Origin of the sequence: Pedobacter sp. BMA, from assembly GCF_001027745.1 — a bacterium.
Lineage (GTDB): Bacteria > Bacteroidota > Bacteroidia > Sphingobacteriales > Sphingobacteriaceae > Pedobacter.
On record NZ_LECU01000007.1, the window covers coordinates 41,602 to 55,989 of the forward strand.

General features: G+C 42.1%; 14 protein-coding genes and 1 tRNA gene. 6 read left to right on the forward strand and 9 right to left on the reverse strand.

All coding sequences use genetic code 11. The features are described from left to right. Positions 1-14 precede the first annotated feature (14 nt). The 3 genes from AB669_RS16605 to AB669_RS16615 all read left to right on the forward strand — a co-directional run bounded on the left by AB669_RS16605 (position 15) and on the right by AB669_RS16615 (position 4,330). Complete coding sequence (locus AB669_RS16605; RefSeq protein WP_047800471.1) at positions 15-407, forward strand: response regulator transcription factor; 393 nt, start codon at positions 15-17, stop codon at positions 405-407. A gap of 333 nt (positions 408-740) precedes the next feature. Next, complete coding sequence (locus AB669_RS16610) at positions 741-3,092, forward strand: TonB-dependent receptor (RefSeq protein WP_047800472.1); 2,352 nt, start codon at positions 741-743, stop codon at positions 3,090-3,092. Between the two features lie 17 nt (positions 3,093-3,109). After that, complete coding sequence (locus AB669_RS16615) at positions 3,110-4,330, forward strand: DUF4374 domain-containing protein (protein ID WP_047800473.1); 1,221 nt, start codon at positions 3,110-3,112, stop codon at positions 4,328-4,330. Between the two features lie 265 nt (positions 4,331-4,595). On the opposite strand, the gene AB669_RS16620 is transcribed toward AB669_RS16615, so the two are convergent. The 5 genes from AB669_RS16620 to AB669_RS16640 form a co-directional block, all read right to left on the reverse strand. Next, positions 4,596-4,680: transfer RNA gene (locus AB669_RS16620), tRNA-Ser, on the reverse strand. A 95-nt stretch (positions 4,681-4,775) separates the two neighbouring features. Further along, positions 4,776-5,765 carry a YihY/virulence factor BrkB family protein gene (locus AB669_RS16625; protein WP_047800474.1) on the reverse strand — a complete coding sequence of 330 codons (990 nt, stop codon included), beginning with the start codon at positions 5,763-5,765 and terminating at the stop codon, positions 4,776-4,778. 8 nt (positions 5,766-5,773) lie between these two features. Then, positions 5,774-6,181 carry a thioesterase family protein gene (locus AB669_RS16630; protein WP_047800475.1) on the reverse strand — a complete coding sequence of 136 codons (408 nt, stop codon included), beginning with the start codon at positions 6,179-6,181 and terminating at the stop codon, positions 5,774-5,776. After that, positions 6,181-7,236, reverse strand: coding sequence for an endolytic transglycosylase MltG (mltG, locus tag AB669_RS16635; RefSeq protein ID WP_047800476.1), 1,056 nt, complete (start codon positions 7,234-7,236; stop codon positions 6,181-6,183). Before mltG ends, AB669_RS16630 begins: the two co-directional genes overlap by 1 nt. Before the next feature lie 17 nt (positions 7,237-7,253). Beyond that, the gene (locus tag AB669_RS16640; RefSeq protein WP_047800477.1) at positions 7,254-8,024 is read right to left on the reverse strand and encodes a PASTA domain-containing protein; all 771 of its coding nucleotides are present in this window, start codon (positions 8,022-8,024) and stop codon (positions 7,254-7,256) included. A gap of 213 nt (positions 8,025-8,237) precedes the next feature. On the opposite strand from AB669_RS16640, the gene AB669_RS16645 reads away from it, so the two are divergent. From AB669_RS16645 to AB669_RS16655, 3 genes are all read left to right on the forward strand, one after another. Beyond that, positions 8,238-9,224, forward strand: a complete 987-nt coding sequence (locus AB669_RS16645) for a D-alanine--D-alanine ligase (protein ID WP_047800478.1) — start codon at positions 8,238-8,240, stop codon at positions 9,222-9,224. A gap of 14 nt (positions 9,225-9,238) precedes the next feature. Continuing rightward, positions 9,239-9,820 carry a Crp/Fnr family transcriptional regulator gene (locus AB669_RS16650; RefSeq protein WP_047800479.1) on the forward strand — a complete coding sequence of 194 codons (582 nt, stop codon included), beginning with the start codon at positions 9,239-9,241 and terminating at the stop codon, positions 9,818-9,820. A gap of 85 nt (positions 9,821-9,905) precedes the next feature. After that, entirely contained in the window at positions 9,906-10,310 is a 405-nt protein-coding gene (locus tag AB669_RS16655; protein ID WP_082120726.1) for a DUF983 domain-containing protein, read from the forward strand. A gap of 4 nt (positions 10,311-10,314) precedes the next feature. On the opposite strand, the gene AB669_RS16660 is transcribed toward AB669_RS16655, so the two are convergent. The 4 genes from AB669_RS16660 to AB669_RS16675 all read right to left on the reverse strand — a co-directional run bounded on the left by AB669_RS16660 (position 10,315) and on the right by AB669_RS16675 (position 14,309). Further along, positions 10,315-11,091, reverse strand: coding sequence for a copper homeostasis protein CutC (locus tag AB669_RS16660; protein ID WP_047800481.1), 777 nt, complete (start codon positions 11,089-11,091; stop codon positions 10,315-10,317). A gap of 71 nt (positions 11,092-11,162) precedes the next feature. After that, the gene (locus AB669_RS16665) at positions 11,163-12,197 is read right to left on the reverse strand and encodes a N(4)-(beta-N-acetylglucosaminyl)-L-asparaginase (RefSeq protein WP_047800482.1); all 1,035 of its coding nucleotides are present in this window, start codon (positions 12,195-12,197) and stop codon (positions 11,163-11,165) included. A gap of 140 nt (positions 12,198-12,337) precedes the next feature. Then, positions 12,338-13,141 carry a nitrilase family protein gene (locus AB669_RS16670; RefSeq protein WP_197082424.1) on the reverse strand — a complete coding sequence of 268 codons (804 nt, stop codon included), beginning with the start codon at positions 13,139-13,141 and terminating at the stop codon, positions 12,338-12,340. 22 nt (positions 13,142-13,163) lie between these two features. Continuing rightward, positions 13,164-14,309, reverse strand: a complete 1,146-nt coding sequence (locus tag AB669_RS16675; RefSeq protein ID WP_047800483.1) for a methionine aminotransferase — start codon at positions 14,307-14,309, stop codon at positions 13,164-13,166. Positions 14,310-14,388: the final 79 nt, after the last annotated feature.

Genomic DNA, 14,388 nt, shown 5'->3' on the forward strand with positions numbered 1-14,388 from the left:
CGTATAATTGAGAAATGGAAAAAAAGAGAATACACATCCTTGAAGATGATCAGGAAATTAGAAATGTAATTCAGATTTTATTAGAGGAAGAAGGCTTTGAACTTCAGCTTTCATCATCATTTGCAGAATTGAAACAAAACATTCAGGATGCCATGCCTGATCTTTTCTTATTGGATGTGATGTTACCAGATGGTAACGGCGCAGAGATTTGCGAGGATTTAAAAACAGATATATTTACTAAACACATTCCGATTATTGTGATGTCGGCACAGAATAACAGTGAGCAGAAGGCAATAGATGCGTTCGCTGACGATTATATCAGTAAACCATTCGACATTTACGATGTATTGGACCGCATCAATGCACAGATTAAAAAGAGTGAATCGAAAAGCGCTACGAAAGCATAATCAGATTTAACTTCATTTATATTGAAAAAGGGTTGGCCATTGAAATGGCTAACCCTTTTTCTTTTTCTCTGGATTTTCCTAATCTATTCGATAAAAGGGTCACTTGCATCGATGACCGTTTGCACCATTTTGTAACATTTTTAGGTGATTTAGGCAAGACATGCCTTTAACCAATTCTTTTTCAGCGGCTTTAAGTTGATTTGACATTTAGTACTTCTTATTTGGATCAAGTCTAAATAACCCCTATATTTGCGACATAAAAAAAATGCCACACGGTTTCGGACCCGTGTGGCTAACCGGAAACCGGCTCACCTTTAATCTCTGTTAAAAGTCATGCAAATTAAGAAAATTTTGCTAACGGGTATACTATGTGCCTACGTAATTTTCAGCTACGCCCAAAATTTAACTTCTACCGTTTCAGGTATCGTTAAAGGGGATAATGGCGACCCCATTCCAGGGGCGACTATTAAGATTCAAAAATCAAACTATGGCACGATCTCGGATGCCAATGGCGTTTTCCAGATCACGAACATTGCCCCGGGTGCTTACAGCATTCACATCAGCGCAATAGGCTTTAAAACACAAAAGAGGGACATCAGACTGAATGCGGGACAGGACTTCAAACTGAACGTGACTATTGCTGAAGATGCAGCTCAAATGGAAACAGTAAACGTACTGGGCCGCACGAAAGCGCAGGAGGTAAACCGCCAGGCATTTAATGTTACAGCTATCGATGCGACAAAACTTTACAACACCACGCTGGATATTTCGGGTGCGCTGGATAAGGTTGCCGGTGTACGTGTACGCGAAACCGGTGGAGTAGGATCTAGCTTCAATGTTTCGTTGAATGGCTTCTCCGGAAATCATATCCGCTATTTTATTGACGGGATCCCGATGGATAATTTCGGATCTTCTTTCCAGATCAATAATATTCCAATTAATGTGGCAGAAAGGGTAGAGGTATACAAAGGCGTAGTGCCGATGTGGCTGGGCTCAGATGCGTTGGGCGGTGCGGTAAACATTGTAACCGGGAACACTAAAAGGAATTATATCGATGCATCGTATTCGTATGGAAGCTTCAACACCCACCGTTCGGTGGTTAATGCTGCTGCAACTACAAAATCGGGGGTTACTTTTCAACTGAGTGCGTTCCAGAATTATTCGGATAATGATTATAAGACAGATTTACCGCAGCGCCTGCTTGCAAACGTTCAGGGAACTACGGCAACTTCTTTAAGGAGGTTCAATGATACCTACCATAACGAAACGCTGATTGCAAATGTTGGCCTGGTAGGTAAAAAGTTTGCTGATAATCTTCTGCTGGGCATTACGCTGGGACAAAACTACAAGGAGATACAAACAGGGGCAAGGCCTGATGCTGTTTTCGGCCAGCTGCACAGGCGCGGAACGATAATTATGCCATCATTAAAATACAAAAAATCCAATTTGGTTAAGGGTTTAGATGTAACGCTAAATGCCAACTATAATCTGGGTTTCGAAAAAACGATTGATACGGCCTATGCGAAATATGACTGGGATGGTATACGTGATCCAAAAGCTACCATGGGCGAGCGCGAAGGTGGTCAGCTATCTAAGTTTACCAATAACAACGGCCTGGCTACGGCGATGGTTAGCTATCAGATTGCTCCTCATCATTCTGTAGCTATAAACAATGTATTCTCCACTTTTAACCGTAAAACGGACAACATTCTTTATCCAGATAACAACGCTTCAGATCCAGCTAAAAAAGTGAACAAAAATGTACTGGGTTTTGGTTATAGCTATGCTGTAGATAACAAATGGAGCAGCAGTGTTTTCGGGAAATATATCTATCAGAATAATTTGATTGGCAGCAGAGGCATCTCTTCTTCGACCGAGAAGTTGGGTTACGGACTTGCTTTAGCCTACTTCTTCAACCGGAATGTACAGCTCAGAACTTCTTACGAACTCACGAACAGAATGCCTGAGGCAACCGAAATTTTTGGTGACCTTGAAAATCAGGAAGCTAATCCTGCATTAAAGCCTGAGAGAAGTGACAACCTCAATTTGGGTTTAATTTATAGTTTCCAGATCAATGAGATTAACCGTTTTTCGTTAACGGCAAACGGTGTTTACCGCTATTCAGCCGATTTTATTTATAACAGGCTTAACAATAACCAAACTAAGACTGTTGCAGATAACCGAGAAGGGGTTCGCACGCTTGGGGCGGATGCAGAAATACGATATTCCTACAAAAACTGGTTATCTGCAGGAACAACCATTACCTATCAGTATTTGCAGAACTTACAGCAATACGAGCCGGGTTACAATGGCGAAAGTCCAGTTTACCTTGACCAGATGCCAAATATCCCATATCTCTTTGGTAATACCGATGTAAGTACCACATTCACTGATTTCGGTAAAAAAGGCAACAATCTAACCATTGGATATAATTTATTATATGTTCATGCATTCTGGCTTTACTGGCCAAGTCTTGGAAGCAAAGATGCTGCTGCCGATAAAAAAGTAATTCCCATGCAGATGGCCCATGATCTTAATCTTGTATACAGTATAAAAAACGGACGGTATAACATCTCATTCGAAGCAAGAAATATTACAGATAAACCGCTGTTCGACAATTTCAGCTTGCAAAAACCAGGTCGTGGCTTTTACCTCAACCTTCGATACTTTATCAATAAATCTTAATTATTAAAAAAACCAATATGAAATCAACAATTACAAAAGCGCTGGTAGCGCTGGCATTTACGGCTGCATTCAGTGCGTGTAAAAAAAGCAATAATGATGTTCCTGAAAATCCAGGCAATTACGTACTTGCAGTAACTCCTGTAGCTTCGACCGGTGTAGCCGATTACCTGGTAACGGCGAGCAATCTTGAATCGGGATCAGTTTCTATTATCGGTAATGGAGTAGAACAGGACGGTACCTACCGTTATTATGTAACACTGGGCAATAAATTTTTCAGTATGCTATACGGCCAGGGAAATCCTGGTGCGGTAACCGTTTACGGCGTTCAAAGTGGTAAATTAACCAAACTAAATGATTTTACCGCTGCTACTGTTCAGGCTTTTGCGCCTGTTAATAATGATATCCTGATGGTTAAAGTTCCGAGAGCATATGCGGCCACCGGAGCAACTTTGGCTAACTGGTATATTGTGAGTTCGGAAACGAACAAGCAAACCGCTGAGGGTACTTTAGATGCTGTTTTACCATCTGGTAATGGCGAAATTGCTCACTTTAGCTGGTTGACTCAGGTTGGCACGAAGGTGTTTGCGCCATTCTTCTCCATCACCGGCCGTACTTTTGAAACCGAATACCCGGATTATGCAGGTATTGCAGTTTATTCATATCCTTCGATGACCTATGAAAAAACCATTAAGGATACCAGAACAAGTTTTATTGGCAGGTATTTTACTGATGGCTTAGGCATAGTTGAAAACGGCGATACTTATGCATTTTCATCATCTGTGGCTGTTAAAGGTGGTGTATATACTTCCACGAAACCATCTGCAATTACCAGAATTAAATCGGGAACTACTGAGTTTGATCAAACTTACTATATGGATTTTGAAGCCGCTTCGAACGGTTACGTAATTACCAACTGGTTATATGTGGGTCAGAACAAATTTGTGGCAAACGTTGAGCCTAAAGCGACTAAAGGTGCGTATGTTGCCGGCAAGCGATTAGCTATTGTAGATGTGTCTGCTAAAACAGTGAACCTGGTAACCGGCTTTCCTGATGCAGCAAGCGTTGCCAGCATTACAACTACTAACTACTCGCCAAAAGATGGAACAACAGGATACGTTGGGGTAAACTTAACTGATGGCACTACCTGGGTTTATAAAATTAATGCCTCTACACGCACGGCAACCAGAGGTTTAAAAGTTGAAGGTGGATTAATCACAGCGATCCAGCATGTAAACTAATTATTCTGATTTACCACTACTTTGTAAGGTCTGTAGTGAGTTTGTACAGGAATTGAAAAAAGGATGTTCATTGATCATGGGCATCCTTTTTTTTGTGGGGTATATTCTTATTATCCGGGTTCGTTGGCCAGTTGACTCGAGGTTTTCCCGGAGTTACCTGCCTGTTGGGGTAGATTGGACGTAGAGAAAAGGTGGAGTTGGGGTAGACTTGAGGTGGACTGGAAAAAATGAAAGCCCGACTATCGTCGGGCTTTCATTTTTTGTGCGGAAAGCGAGGGATTCGAACCCCCGGACCTGTTACAGTCAACAGTTTTCAAGACTGCCGCATTCGACCACTCTGCCAGCTTTCCGGAGGCAAAAGTACGAACTCTGGTTAAATCTGCAAACTGCGGAGGTCTTTTTTTTATATTAAATTGATAATTACTTAACAATGAGGAGGAAAAAATTATTTCTTATGTAAATCATCCTCGATAGGAGCTGATTTTTTGAATAAATTGAAGGTGGGCCGGATAATCTTCACGCTTCTTTTACTCACATCAACACTCGCATTCAGCTCAAAACCAATCAGCAGAATGAGGGAGTTGAGGTACAGCCAGATCATAATCACGATTAAAGTACCTATGGATCCGTAAACTTTATTGTATGAAGCAAAGTGGTTAATGTAAAAAGAAAAGCCCCAGATGGTCACAAATGCCAGGAGGGTAGCTAACCAGGCACCGGCACTAAATAACTTCCATTTTTTGGTATGTGATGGCCCATAACGGTATAAAATGGAGATGGTGGTGAAATACAACACGGCCAGAATTGCCCAACGCGAAAACTGAATGATGTAAACCAGTAAGCCTGCTTTGATGTGTAACTCATCCTTAATACTGGTTAGCAGTACCTCACCAATAGCCATGGCGCTGATGCACACGATAATAGAGAAGCAGATAACACAAGTAAGAATAAAGGCAATGAGGCGCTGCCTGAGCCAGCTCCGCGTTTCGATGATCAGGGACGACTTATTGAAAGCTTTCATCAGGTTTTTAACGCCATTGGTAGCAAAAAATATAGCTGATAAAAATCCGAAAGATAGTAATCCTGTATTCTGGTTTTTAACAATATCTTTAAGTGTTGTTTCAAAGGCTTCGTAGGCATTGCGGGGCAACACCAGCTGAATTAAGTTCAGCAGCTGATCCTGGAATCCATTGATCGGGATAAATGGGATGAGTGTAAAGAGGAAGATAATCCCTGGAAAAATGGCCAGCATAAAGCTGTACGCCAGTGAAGAGGATTTATTTACCAGGGTGTCTTTTCCTATTTCCCGAAAAAAGAAAGTGGCAACTGTATACAGTGGAAGCGGGCTAAATCCGGGTAATATGCATCCTTTAGTCCATTCGATAAACCTCGAATAGAACTTAAGATGTAATAATTGCCGGTGTAACCATTCCATTGAATTAACTAAAAGTATTGACTAACATGCTCCATAAAACTTTTTGGCGGATGGCAAGGTCTTCTTGTTACCTTGTCTACGAAAACCAGTGTGGTTGAAGCGATATTAATCAACTCCTTTGACTCATTATATATCTCGTAATCGACCTTTAGCCGTACGGTCGGCAAACCTTTTACAATCGATTTTACTGTTAACACCTGATTATATAAAGCAGGCTTCAAAAACTTCGAGGTCATTTCGAGAATAGGGAGCATAACCCCTTCAGCTTCCATTGATTCGTAGGACATGCCTGAACAGGCTTCAAAGCATTCCGTTCGGGCAATTTCATAATATTGAGCGTAGTTACCGTGGTGTACTACACCCATTTGATCGGTTTCAGCATAGCGAACCCTCACTTTAGTTTCGTAAGTAAACATTATCTGAAGATATTTCTTTTATTTAAAGCTTCGCGATATTTCCTGGCGTTAATTTCATGTTGTGCTTTGGTTTCGGCAAAATTGTGGTATCCTGAAAAATCTTCTTTGGCACACATGTAAATATAATTGTTCTGATCACGGTTTAATACGGCATCGATGGCTTTGATGCTTGGCATCATGATCGGGCCCGGAGGCAAACCTGCATATTTGTAAGTGTTGTAAAGCGATTGCACCTGAAGCAACTTACCGGTTACCCTTTTTACGGTGAAATCGTTATTGGCAAAAATTACAGTAGGATCGGCCTGCAATAGAATACCTTTGTTTAACCTGTTCAGATATAAACCGGCGATGATGGGCATTTCTTTATCATAAAGTGCTTCGGCATCTACTATGGATGCAAGGGTGTAGACCTGCGCCGGTGTCAGATTTAAACTGGCTGCCTTCTGTTTGCGCTCAGCAGTCCAGAAGGAATCATATTCCTTGTGCATACGTTCAAAGAATTCAACAGGCGAGATATTCCAGTACATTTCATAGGTGTTCGGAATAAACATCGCATAGATATTATCCTGATTGAACCCATATTTACTGATGAGTGCAGTGGAATCCAGCACCTGAATAAAGCTGAGGGAATCGGCTTCAAGATTGCTGGCCAGATAGGCTGCAAAGTTTTCTTTTTTACGGATATTTTGAAACTTCAGCTTAACCGGATCCTGGTTGCCTGCTTTAATCATATTGATCAGCGTTCTGTTCGTCATGCCATGGGTTAAGCGGTACCGGCCGGGCTTTACATTATTTGCCAGGTTCATTTTTCCGGCCGCAGCGGTGAAGGCTGAGATACTTTTTACGATGTCTTTTTGTTTCAGGTTAGCCACCAGCTGATCGTAACTACTCCCGGTTTTAATATATAAATATTTCTGGTTCTCAGTAATGTTAGGGGCAAAGTACAGGCGGTACAGGTTTAACGCAAAATAACCCGCCACCAGTACAATGATCAGGGCGATGGTTATCGAAACTTTTTTGCCAGTACTCATGGTCTTTTTTTCTGTATCAGTCATTTCTCTTTAACGGAAAGTTATGGTTGTTTATTAGATAAGGTAATGTTAATTTTTGTTCCGATGGCTACCTTGGTTAAGGAATCGGCAGGCATAGGATCTTGCCTGGTGATTACTGCATTTGCGCTGTCGGTGATGGCGCCTTCGTAGATGATATTGCCCAAAGTTAAATTGGAACCTTTCAAGCTGAATTTAGCTTCATCTACGGTTAAGCCCACCAGCTGTGGTACATCTACTTCTTCGTTACCTCTGCCATCACCCAGTACCAGATTAATTCTTGATCCTACGGGGATGATGTCGCCGGGTTGGATGGGTGCGCCGCCAAAAGAGGCTTCCAATACTACGTCCCTGCTTACGTCGGGTTTGTATGTGGTATCGCCCAGTTTTAACCGGGAACTTTCAATAATGGCCTGTGCTTCCCTTAATGTTTTAAATGCGATATCAGGGAATTTGGTGTTTGGTATTTTACCCGCATTGATGGTTAGGTATACAGTTCTGTTATCTTTAACAAAAGTATTAGGATCGGGATCCTGATCAATCACAATGCCTGCAGGCTGGTCCATGATAAAAACAGAATCAACTTCATATTTTAAACCCGCCTCTTCCAGTTTCTGAACAGCCTGTTCAAAAGACAAACCTTTTACTGTTGGTACGTTTAGTCCCTGACCGTGTTTAGTGTAATATCTCAGACTGAAAAATGCAATCAGCAAAAGGCCAATTACGGTTAATACTGCGGCTAATAGATTGCTTCTGAAAGACTTGGTTTTTAAATAATCTATAAATTTAGACATGAATGGTAAATGCTGGGGTTTATGCGTATAAAATCAAATGTACTTATTTAATTTTTCAATAGTCATCAATGAATGGTTTGCGATTCAATAACCGCAAAAACGATACCATCAATTTCTATTTCTGTTGCTCAAAATTAAATAAAGCACAAAGATATTTATATTTTTGAGGATATATTTACTTATCAATTTCTATTTATATAAAGGATTTTCATCATGAAAAAGACTATTGCATTGTTAACAGGCGGTACTACAGGCGAATGGGTAGTTTCGGTAAAAAGTGCGGCTACGATTGCGCAAAATATCGACTCCGACTTGTACGATGTTTATAAGATTATGCTCAATGATAAGGGCTGGTTTTACGAGCCTGCGGATTCGGTGAAGATAGCAGTTGATAAGAATGATTTTTCGATTACACTGGAAGGTCGCAAAATAAAGTTTGAAGGCGTTTTCATAGCCATCCACGGTGCTCCGGGTGAAGATGGTAAACTTCAAGGCTACTTTGATATGCTCAATATCCCTTATACTACCTGCGATGCGCTTACCTCGTCCATCACGATGAATAAAGGTTATACAAAAGCCATTGTGGATGGCATTCCAAATTTGAACGTTGCCAGATCGGTACAGATTTTTAAGGGGGGAGATTATAGTGTTAGCCAAATCAAAGCAGAGTTAAAATTACCTTATTTCGTAAAACCAAATAGTGGCGGCAGCAGTATCGGCATGACCAAAGTTAAACATGCCGACGACCTGGATGAAGCGATTGAAAAAGCATTTAAAGAAGATAATCAGGTTTTAATAGAGGAATTTGTAAGCGGAAGGGAGTTTTCCATCGGTGTGTTTAAGGCCAACGGAGAGATTACCGTTTTGCCAACCACCGAAGTAATTCCTTCGAATGAATTTTTCGATTTCGAGGCCAAATATACCCCGGGGGCAACTAAGGAAATTACACCCGGCGATATGAACGATGAGGAATACGCCAGGGTGCACCAGATTATTAAAGATATTTATGTTAAATTGAACTGCAGGGGTGTTGTCCGTGTAGACTATTTTCTGGAAGAAGGTACAGGTAAATTTTATTTTATCGAGATCAATACCATCCCTGGCCAAACGGCAACCAGTTTTATTCCGCAGCAGGTGGCTGCAATGGGCATTAGCCTGAAACAGTTTTATACGAGCTTAATGAAAGAAACCTTAGGTTAAGGGTAAACGCATTTATGGATATTCAGCACATCATCAATAAAGGCTTTATGCCTAAGGAATATCCAAAGGATGCGGTAATTTACGAGCCGGGCGCGCTTCCACGTTATGTGTATTTCATTAAGTCGGGTGAAGTGCGGATGGTTACGGTTAGTGAAGATGGCAAGGAGTTTATTCAGGGCATTTTTAAAACCGGCCAATACTTCGGTGAGCCTGCGCTGATTTTAAACCGCCGTTACCTGGCTTACACCATCGCAAGTAAAGATTCGGAGATTATTCGTGTGGACCGGGAACAGTTTTTCGGCCTGATTGGAAATGAACCTAATTTCAGTCTGGAGCTGATCCACACGTTAAGCAACAGGTTGTTTTATAAATCGATGATGCTGGAGGAGCTTGCCAGTGAAAAAGCTGAACACCGGCTGCTCACCATGATCAATTATCTATTGGCGGATGTGAAACAGGGTGACCACCTGAAGGTTACGCGGCAGGATCTGGCCGATATGACCGGACTAAGAGTTGAAACCGTAATCAGGGGCGTAAAATTGCTTGCAGAAAAAGGGAAGATCCAAACCATTAAAGGGAAAATAGTAAAACCTTAGTCTTTATAATATTGTTCAAAACATGATATAGGTCATAATGCAGGGCATTTTAAAAACCTACATTTGTACTGTTAAACAACACATCATGGCAGAGCTATCTAAATTTCAGGCTTTTATTCAGTGCAAATGTCCACGTTGCCGTAAAGGAGAAATCTTTTCGGGGAACGCGTATTCTTTCAGACTTCAGAAAACGAATGTAAACTGCCCGCATTGCAATCTCAAATTTGAGCGGGAGCCCGGCTTCTTTTATGTCGCCATGTTTGTGAGTTACGCGATGAATGTGGCCGAAATTATAACGATAGGAGTGGCATCGTATATACTGGGCCTGGATTTGGTTTATGAAAATCTGTGGTACTATGTGGGCTTAATTTTATTCGGTGTGCTGTTATGTTCGCCTTTTAATTACAGGTACTCGAGAGTGATTTTACTTCACTACCTTACTCCGGGACTTCATTTCATACCGGGAAGCGGAGATCAGGCAAAAGCCTGATTGCTCAGGAATTCGAAAATGACTGAATTACGTTAACCAGGGCTTTGACTTTTTCGGGCGATGTTAGCTCATACTGGTATTCATCATCGATGGTTCCCATTTTTGCCGACTCATTTCTGAAAACCATTTTACTGGCCACGAAAGTTTTGGCTGAAGCATGAAACTGCGTCGCACCCGTTTCCTGAATCAGTTCAGTGATATTGTTTTCATTGATTCCGGCACCGGGCATGATGCTGATTCTTCCGTTAGCTTGTGCGACCAACCTGGCTAAGGTTTCTGCGCCCTTGGATGCAGTGGTTTCTCCACCGGAGCTTAACACCCTTACAATCCCCAGTTCAATCAGATCTTCAAGGGCTTTTCCCATGTTGTTGGTCATGTCAAACGCCCGGTGAAAGGCAACGGGGAGGGGCCTGGCCAGTTCTATTAATTCGGCAGTACGTACTTTATCAATGCTACCATCCGCATTCAATAAACCAGTGACTATTCCATCACAATTTAATGCCTTACAGTTCTTTACATCCTCTTTCATCAAGTTAAACTCAATATCAGAGTATAAAAAATCTCCTCCTCTGGGACGAATAATCGGCCAGATTTCGATATCAAGATTTCTCTTGGCCAGGGCAAGCTGACCATAACTCGGGGTGGTACCGCCTTCAGCGAGGTTATCGCAAAACTCCACACGGATAGCTCCGCCTTGCTGTGCAGCCAGCGCTGATTCATAGCCGTTTGCACATACTTCCAGTGCCCAGACTGCCGTTGAATTTGATTGAAACTGATTCATTTGATGAGGTGGTAAGCCGCAGGTGAACAGATCAATTCATCATCAATGCTAATCAACTGCGGCAGGATATTTTAATAATAACTTTTTCCTTTAATTAACAGATCCTGTTTTTCGGCATTGCACACAGCATAGCTAAAGCCTTGCTGGATGGCATAAGCGCCATACTCACCTTTTTTATTGATGGCCAGGAAACCCACCTGAATATTTTTTGCTGTTTCTGGTTTCTTTTTAATGATCCGCATAACGGCTTCTTTACAAGCGGCTTCTGGAGTATATCCCTGACGCATGAGTTCGACTACAAGAAAGGAGCCTACGTTACGCACTACTTCTTCGCCAACACCCGTTGACGTTGCGCCACCAACCTCGTTATCGACATATAAGCCGGCACCGATAATCGGGCTGTCACCAATTCTGCCATGCAGTTTATAGGCCATGCCACTGGTGGTACATGCACCAGAAATATTACCCTGGGCATCTATTGCCAGCATTCCAATGGTGTCGTGATTATATTGGTTTCCTGGTAGTTTTTGAGGCGCAGCCTTTTCGTACAGTTTATTTTCAATGTTCATTACAGGCTCGTACTTTGCTGTTTTGAGCCATTCTTTCCAGGCCTTTTCGCTTGAGGGGGTAAGCAGATTCTCTTTTTTGAAGCCCTGTTCTAAAGCAAACTGAAGGGCACCATCACCTGCAAGCATGACGTGAGGTGTTTTTTCCATTACCTTACGGGCTACAGATATAGGGTGTTTAATGTGTTCGAGGGCGAGTACGGCACCGCAATTGCCTTGTTCATCCATGATGCAGGCATCCAGGGTAACCTTTCCGTCACGATCGGGCAGACCACCATAACCCACTGACTGGTTTTTTTCATCAGCTTCGGGTACCCAGACGCCTTGCTCTACGGCATCCAGGGCTTTTCCGCCTTTTGAAAGTACTTTCCATGCATCGGCATTGGCGGCAATACCGAAGTCCCATGTTGAAATGACAATGGGTAGATTGGCTTTGATGGCTGTTGATCGGGGAAGGGCATCAGCCATGCTGGTTTTGTCAATAGCTAGTAATCCTGCTGAAAGGGCAGAGGCCATTATAAATTTGCGGCGGTTAAACATTGGTGTTATAATAGGGTTTGTTTGTTGTTTTCGGTTCAATAATTCAATACTTAGTTTGCTGAACTGGTTAATCGTTTAACTAGTCAGACCCATAATCGTTAGGCTAGTGAGTGGTTAATCGTTGATTTGATCAGTATTACTTAACTGATGGTGAAATGATCTGCATCTTTTAAGAAAGGAAACTGTCGCCTTACCTTTACCAATTCCTCATAATTAATACTGAAGGTATAGAGATCTTCATCTTCAGGTTTATAATAGATGGTACTTCCATAAGGATCGATACACATAGAATGGCCACTGTGGTATATCTGGTTGCCATCGTGCCCTACGCGGTTAACGCCAATTACGTAGCTCTGGTTTTCGATTGCCCTTGCGGGAATCAGTGCTTTCCAATGTGATGAACGCTTATCAGGCCAGCTGGCGATGAGCAAGAGAATATCATATTCCTCATTTTGATTTCGTAACCATACCGGGAAGCGCAAGTCGTAGCAAATTGCCAGTCTTATTTTCCAGCCTTTAAGGGTTACAATCAGTTTATCATGCCCTGCGCTAAAGTTCTCATCTTCTTCACCCATCCCAAATAAATGGTGCTTATCATATTTCTGATATTCGCCATTTTGCTCCATCCAGATCATCCGGTTATAGTATTGTCCGTTTTCCTTAATTATTAAGCTTCCGGTGACTACGCAATTGTACTGGTGGGCTATTTTTTGCATCCATTGCATGGTAAAGCCACCCATCTCTTCGGCGAGGGCTTCGGCGTTCATGCTGAAGCCGCTGTTAAACATTTCAGGTAAAACAATCAGATCCGTTTTTTCACGCACGCCCATAGATAAACGAAGAGTGAGGTTTTGTAAATTCTTCTCGATGTTTTCCCAAAACAGGTAAGCCTGAAAAACAGTAACTTTCAGATTCTCTATTTGAGTGTAAAGAGGTGCTTCCATATGTTTATTTTAACGGGATGAGTTAAACATTCTTTAATTTTTCTGCCGCCTGCAGAAGGGTTGAGTTTTCTTTGGCGAAACAAAATCTTATAATTTTGTGGTCGGTTGATTTCTGGTAAAATGCTGAAACCGGGATGGTGGCCACACCAAATTCTTTGATCAGCCTGATGCTGAAGTCTGTATCTTTTTCATCGCTGAAGTGCGCGTAACTTGCACTCTGAAAATAGGAACCATGGCAGGGCAATAGTTCAAAACGACTTGCGGCCAGCAATCCCCTAAAGTAATTTCGTTTCTCCTCAAAAAATGAAGTGATGCCTGTATAATTTTCCGGATCCTGAAGGTATTCGGCAATGGCTTGCTGCATGGGACTATTAACGCTGAAAACGTTAAATTGGTGTACTTTCCTAAATTCTTTGGTCAGTTTTTCGGGTGCAAGGCAATATCCTAGCTTCCAGCCAGTGGCGTGCAAAAGTTTTCCAAAAGAGGCAACGATGAAACTTCTCTCCCTTAATTCAGGATAAAGCATTACACTTTTGTGCTGCTGGCCATCATAAATCAGGTGTTCATACACTTCATCGCTCAGGATCAAAATGTCTGTTCCGCTAACAAGTTTGATCAGCGCCTGCATATCTTCATCAGATAATATGCTACCGGATGGGTTTTGCGGAGAATTCAGAATGATCATCCTGGTATTTGCCGTGAAAAGTTTCTTCACCATATCCCAATCGATACCATAAGCCGGTGGGGTAAGTTCGTAGGTTTTCACCAGACCTCCGAAAAGTCTTATGGTAGGTGCGTAACAATCGTAAGCAGGCTCGAATATAATGACCTCGTCTCCAGGGTTGATAATAGTGGCCAGGGCGGTAAAAATAGCCTGGGTGCCACCGGCAGTTACAGTTACTTCGGTATCGGGATTATAGCTGATGCCGTACATGTTGTGCACCTTTTGGGTGATGGTCTCCTTCAACAGGATATTACCCGGCATTGGTGCATATTGATTGAAACCGTCCTTCATGGCTTTATGAACCAGCTCAGTCAATTTGGGGTCGCTGGGGTAATCGGGAAAACCCTGTGATAGATTTATGGCTTTGTGTTCTGCCGCGAGTTTCGACATCACCGAGAAAATGGTGGTGCCTACACCAGGAAGTTTTGATTGTATGTTCAACATGTTATAAGCGAAAGTAGTAAAAAAAGAGAAAGAAGTGGTAGGATGGGGCGCATTTTCACCACCTGAGACATTTTAGAAA